The sequence below is a fragment of the Candidatus Nanopelagicales bacterium genome, assembly GCA_028687755.1.
Taxonomy (GTDB): Bacteria; Actinomycetota; Actinomycetes; order S36-B12; family S36-B12; genus UBA11398.
This window is the reverse complement of the sequence record JAQTZL010000020.1, coordinates 1-5,336: the sequence shown is the minus strand read 5'-3', so window position 1 is coordinate 5,336 and position 5,336 is coordinate 1. Positions and strand designations below refer to the sequence as shown.

The window sequence follows — 5,336 nt, the reverse complement described above, 5'->3', positions numbered from 1 at the left end:
TGAGTTTCAGTTGCTCTACACGAGTAACATCATCCCACCTGCTTTCCAGATGACAGACATGGACAGCTACATCACGGGCAGCTATCTGTCTGGGTTGCAGTGCGCCGTGACTCTGGAGAATGTCTCGTTGAGGTTCGGTGACTATCTGGAGACACTGTTCTCTGGTGTGCACACAAGTGTCAGCAGCTTTGACTACCAGACCTACAGTCACGACGTGGTGCTCCGACACAAGAACACAGTGTACAACAGCGCAAACGAAATTGTCCACCAGGTAGGAGATATCGTCCGAGATGAGAACGGTGAACCCGTGATCGAGCACCTGAAAGGGAGCGTGATCCTGGACAACAACGGAGAACCTCTGGGGATCGAAGGCCGTGATCTGACGCGATACTTGAACCTGATGGTCATGGACTACCGTGTCAAGGTAGCCTCTTCATCCATGGTGAAAGACTACGACAAACAGATCAAGACGCACATCACGGAAGTGTGCTTAGAAGATGCTGTCTACGCCAATGGCCAACTGCTGGACAACACAGAAGCCTTTGTGGTGGTACCGAGGACTGTGTCAGATCTGCGGGTCAAGACACCCACGGGAACCAAGACGGTTTCTAGCATGCAGCAGTTTGTAGTGGACGTGTACGTGAACTTTGACGTCTACAACAACACCGTGATCCGTGATAACATCTCGTACGACGTGACCAAGATGCTGGACGAGTATCTGTACCAGAGGACTGTGGTGAAACGCACAGAGGCTCTGAACGTCATCTTCACCAAACTGAAAGAGTTTGTGATCAGTGTGAGCTTTGCGAAGTTCACAGAGCTTGACGATGAGTACATGGAGATCATCGACAAGAATGCTCGGGTAAGTTTGGGTAAGACGCTGGCGCTTGAAGCCACTGGGTATAGCTTGAAGGAAGACATCGTGGTCAACTTCAGATTGATCGACTGACGAATGCTACCACACCCTAGGGAATACCTAGGGTGTGGTGGGCATTTTTTGGTTTCTTATTTATGAACACAAGGAGTTAGCCATGCGCGTTTCCGCTATGAATTTTGAAGGACGTCAACAGTTGATCACGGAGTCGCCGACACTGCCGGACCATATCGCCACGAAGCAGTACGTGGATAACAACGTTTCCGGACTGGTGGCTACTGCGGTGGGTCAGGAACTGGGTGATTTCCAGGCGGCGGTCACGGCACAGATCTCTAACGCACAAGCGGGTATGGCTCCCAAGTCTGCGGTGACGCTGACCGCTGGTGAAGCCGCTGACTTGTCTTTGAGTGATTACTTTGTGTTGAACGCAAACGGTAATCAGGTCATCACGTTGAGCAACGTAGCCAGCCTGAACGGTAAGCCCAAAGTCATCATCTTTGACATCCGGAACACGTCGTCGCTGAACATCACCTGGTCCATTCCGAACCTGACGTTCAGTCGTGCCACGCCGCCGACACTCACTCCTAACGGACGTGACCTGATCGCGCTCTCCACCAAAGACGGCACTGGCTGGGATCTGATGGTAGCAAGTCCTAACGCCGCGGCCGCAGTCTGATAGGAGCTGACATGAGTTCCAACCGAATGCTTCTTGCCGATAAGGGACTCAATACAGTTCCTGTATCGACGTTCACGACTTTTTACACCACGTCGTTTCTGACGACGCTAGCGACCCTGGTAAGCACAACGATTCAGACGTCTAAGGTGACATCGTATCAGACGTCACACCAGACTACCTCTGCCGCCGGAACCAGTTTCTCCACCTCGATCAACACCAGTCACGTGACCAACTACGCCGTGTCAACCTCCTGGACGACCTCCGTAGGAACAAGCGCACAGGTGGGATACTCGTACGCGACCAGCTGGGCAACGAGCTGGAACTCGTCACACAGCACAGGGTATGTGTATCAGACCGGTTACACCACCGGGTTTTATGCCGATGTAAATACATCCTATACCTGCATGTTTTTGACTGGGGTGGTGACGCAGGGTACAAATGAGTGGTCAACTTCCTATCTGTATCCAAGCACCTACTATGTTTCCATGATTGGAGGCGGAGGGACTTATTTGGGTTTGAGTCCCGTGATCACCAATTTGGTTGGTTGGCGAGTGACTTATGGCTATTTCAATTCGATGACACTTTGGGCCACGTCAGCGGTCGTCAACAGAACTACTCAGGTCTGGCAGGAGTTTCAGACTTACGTCGCGACCACAGGTAGCTATTCGACGTCCTACACCACATCAGGTAGCACTTCGGTCAACACCTCTGGCTCTTATACCTCCAATTGGACAACCAGTTGGTCGACCAGTGCCAGCACTGCCGCCTCTCACGCTACCTCCTACGCTACAAGTTGGACGACCACAGTGGCAGGCAATCTGACCTACGGTACAGCCTACAGCACGTCACATACGACGCAGGCGGATACCACCGTAGAAACACTTGGAAACACAAGCTTCCTTACCGAGGCTCAAACTGAAAGACTTACATGGTGACATCCATCATCGCCAGACCCGTAGACGCTCTTGTTCTTCATCAGAAGGGTGAGAGTAAAGAGCGACTGGGTCCCAATGCACGTCTGACTTCTTACGCGCACTTCAAGCATCTGGAAGAGCTGGTCATCAAGCACAGCCTTATGCCTATCTCGGCGGATATCACCCCTATCCATCCGCCGTTCTTTACGGAGTTCACCTACACCGATATCTTCGGTGGCTTTTTGGTGACGACACTGAGCGCTGAGATCAACTACCGTCTGGCTGAGAGTTTGGGTTCTTCTCCCAGCTCGAAGGTCTCCAGTCATCTGACCGGGTACAAAGACAAATACAAGCAGACCGATCTGCCTGACAATCTTCCTCAGTTGGATAAAGTCATCTTCATGACCGGAAGCAATCTGTTTCTACGGGTTGTGGACACCAGCAGACTGGATGAGATGATGGCCACGGATAACTGGTATCTGAAACCGCATCCACTGACCAACGATCAGCACATGCGAGAATACGGTACCAAGTACGGATATCACCGCGTCATCGACAAGAATGTCAGCGGGCATGCGCTTTATGAGCGAGCCACTGAGATCGGGTCCCTGAACTCGTCTGAGCTGACTATCCGTGCCATGCTGGACGGTAAACCAGTGGTCAATCTGACCAACTTCGCCGAACGGTATGGTCACTCGTATAGCTGTTTCATCGAGGCAGCCAAGACAAGGTCAGATCCATCCACGGCTATCCGAGACATGCTCTCAGATGAAGAGAGTGGCTTCTTGTTCCCGGAGTTCACTGACGAAGAAAACATCACTCGGCTGCACGCTTATCAGAAGAAAGCACTGGAGCTGCGTGAACCTTTCCGCATGAAGACTTATCAACAATTGCAGGTTCGTAGAAAGAACGAACCTCAACCCCAACAACCTCCTGTAAGGAAACAACCATGAAGTTCGCAAAAGTTGTAGACGGTGTAGCGGTCACTCGACCCATGTCGCCGATGGAGGCTCTCCGTGAGATCCGCACCACGGTCAGCCGCAACATCACTGAAGCAGATCTGACAGCACTTCTCGCCTCCCATGGCTACAAGCCTGTCGATATCTCACTGATGCCGACGATTCCGCCTGAGCTGATGGGCCGCTGCATCATCAAGCTGGGTATCCCTCAGGTCAACCCTGACGGCACGCTGACTCGTACCTACGAGTTCGTGGAAGCGACTCAGGCACAGCTGAACCAAGCTTCTGGCCGGAACCGCGCCAAGCGCGATGCCCTGCTTCGTACCTACGTGGACAGCATCAATGCCATCCGCTGGTCCAGCATGTCTGCCGAAAAACAGACCGAATGGGGCGCTTACCGACAAGCGCTTCTGGATCTCCCGGATCAGCCAGGTTTCCCCATGAACGTTTCTTGGCCAGTCAAGCCAACGTAAGAATCTCCAGTGTACCAGGGTGACCTGGTACACTGGAGTCTTTACCGTCAATACTTCACGTAGTATGTCACCCCAGACAACTCTGGCTTGTTCACATACGGCAGATAGAACTTAGTGGGTTCTGAGTACTTTACCACACCTTTGCCGTAGTACAACGAGTAATCGTTGCTGCCGCCGGCAAAAGCTGTCACGTACATCCGTTTGCTCGGTGTCGCCAAGGTAGGATCAGAACCACCCACCATGTACATCTTTCCACCCACCACAAAGTTCACACAACCGATCTTGGTGACCTGAGCACGAGTGAATGGACTTGACCACGCACCGATGGTGCCCTGAGACGTGATAGGAGCCGCGTAGACGCGTCCGAGGTACGAGTTGGTACCATCATATGCCTGCATCAAATAAACGTGGCTACGGGTCACCAAACAGTGCTCAAAGCGTGCTGTCACAGGACCACTACCTACGTCAGCCATACCTTGTACTTGGCCAGCTGAATCGATGGTTGCGCGGTACACGTTGTTGATATAGCCGGTGGTGTTGTGACCCCCTATCAGGTACACATAGTTAGCAGTCACAGCGATGGAGGCATGACTCACAGGCTGCGGAAGTATCCCGTTGGTCGACCACCCTGTGATCTCGCCATCGGCGTCGAGCACAGCCTTGTAGCAGTTAGCCGTTCTTGTACCACCCACTGTCAGTCCGCCGTAGGTGTAGATGGCGTCACCGACCACAGCGCAGGCAAACTTGGCAAGCTGGATAGGCAAAGACGTTGCTACTACCCATTCACCCAGTTCACCGTTTTGGTCAATTACTGACTTGTAGACACTGGAAGAGTAGGTACCTTGTTCATCCACGCCACCCATCACGTAGACTTTGTTGGCCACGGTGACCACCTGGTGTTTATCCAGCTGTTTGGGAAGGTTGTTCCAATTGGTCCAAGTAAAGTCCAATGTGCCATCAGGAAGCAGATCTACTTTCTTGACCGTATTGGATACCGCGAGAGACTGAGTCCCAGCGATAAAGAACGCCTTGTCTTTGGTGACCACCACCTGAGTGTCAGAGATATCGATAGGTGCAGTCTGGTACTGAATCGTAGATCCAAACGCTGCCGACTGCGTCGTGTTGAAGTGGTACTGTTGTTCCCATGGACGACCAGCGCCAGGTGTCAATCTGGCCAACCTGGTCGGCACTTGTACTGCACCAGTACCGTAGTAGAAAGAGAAGTCGGAAGGACTTCCGACAATACCGGCTTTCAGTACAGTGCTCTCTGGTCCTCCCCCGCTGTTTCCACCGAGCAAATGGATAAAGTTTGGGGTAGCCACCACAGCTGCGTCTGTTTTCCGAACAGAAAGATTGTCGCTCACGAACGAATGACCGAGACTACCATCGGCATAAACGGGAAGTCTGTAGCATGTAGTACCGGATGACCCCGCGCCAAGG

The 5,336-nt window shown here is 52.5% G+C and carries 6 protein-coding genes; 5 read left to right on the top strand and 1 reads right to left on the bottom strand.

Annotated features, from left to right (window positions below; all coding sequences use genetic code 11):
* From PHN51_12610 to PHN51_12590, 5 genes are all read left to right on the top strand, one after another.
* On the top strand, positions 1-949 hold a 949-nt coding region (locus tag PHN51_12610), incomplete at its 5' end, for a hypothetical protein (protein ID MDD2819619.1).
* An 82-nt stretch (positions 950-1,031) separates the two neighbouring features.
* Complete coding sequence (locus tag PHN51_12605; GenBank protein MDD2819618.1) at positions 1,032-1,550, top strand: hypothetical protein; 519 nt, start codon at positions 1,032-1,034, stop codon at positions 1,548-1,550.
* Positions 1,551-1,561: 11 nt separating this feature from the next.
* The gene (locus tag PHN51_12600) at positions 1,562-2,485 is read left to right on the top strand and encodes a hypothetical protein (protein ID MDD2819617.1); all 924 of its coding nucleotides are present in this window, start codon (positions 1,562-1,564) and stop codon (positions 2,483-2,485) included.
* Positions 2,482-3,417, top strand: a complete 936-nt coding sequence (locus tag PHN51_12595; GenBank protein ID MDD2819616.1) for a hypothetical protein — start codon at positions 2,482-2,484, stop codon at positions 3,415-3,417. Before PHN51_12600 ends, PHN51_12595 begins: the two co-directional genes overlap by 4 nt.
* Positions 3,414-3,896 (top strand): phage tail assembly chaperone, encoded by a 483-nt coding sequence (locus PHN51_12590; GenBank protein ID MDD2819615.1) that lies wholly within the window; start codon positions 3,414-3,416, stop codon positions 3,894-3,896. The genes PHN51_12595 and PHN51_12590 overlap by 4 nt, the downstream gene beginning before the upstream one ends.
* A gap of 47 nt (positions 3,897-3,943) precedes the next feature.
* Here PHN51_12590 and PHN51_12585 read toward each other — a convergent pair.
* Positions 3,944-5,336: hypothetical protein (locus tag PHN51_12585; protein ID MDD2819614.1), on the bottom strand; the 1,393-nt coding region annotated here is incomplete at its 5' end.

Excerpts from the sequence above, each read along its gene's own strand:
- PHN51_12590 (MDD2819615.1), top strand. The coding sequence starts at position 3,414 with ATGAAGTTCGCAAAAGTTGTAGACGGTGTAGCGGTCACTCGACCCATG.
- PHN51_12600 (MDD2819617.1), top strand. The coding sequence starts at position 1,562 with ATGAGTTCCAACCGAATGCTTCTTGCCGATAAGGGACTCAATACAGTT.
- PHN51_12605 (MDD2819618.1), top strand. The coding sequence starts at position 1,032 with ATGCGCGTTTCCGCTATGAATTTTGAAGGACGTCAACAGTTGATCACG.